The organism is Frankia sp. Mgl5, assembly GCF_023242985.1.
Taxonomy (GTDB): domain Bacteria; phylum Actinomycetota; class Actinomycetes; order Frankiales; family Frankiaceae; genus Parafrankia; species Parafrankia soli.
Genome location: NZ_JALKFY010000354.1, coordinates 1 through 236, shown reverse-complemented (window position 1 = coordinate 236; position 236 = coordinate 1). Strand labels below are relative to the sequence as shown.

Annotated in this window: 1 pseudogene; it reads left to right on the top strand. The window is 54.7% G+C overall.

The window, feature by feature from the left end:
• Positions 1-12: 12 nt before the first annotated feature.
• A pseudogene (locus tag MXD62_RS09670) lies at positions 13-236 on the top strand (PucR family transcriptional regulator); the annotation flags it as partial.

Sequence of the window (236 nt, the reverse complement as noted above, 5' to 3'; positions counted from 1 at the left end):
GTCTGGTATGTTGTGATCCGCAAAGACCAGTGGCCTGATTCAGCCCAAGCGTTGCTTTCCGTTCTGTTTGATACCCCCTATCGTGAACCTCTGCTGCAGGAACAGGCAGTGGAGTGGCTGCAATCCGCGCTTTCCGGCAATCACCTGCCAATTCCAGCCAAGCTGGAAGAAACATGGAACTGGAAGGAAGCGCGCGCCTGCTTTTTGATCCAGCGTGAACGTGCGGAGCATCCTTA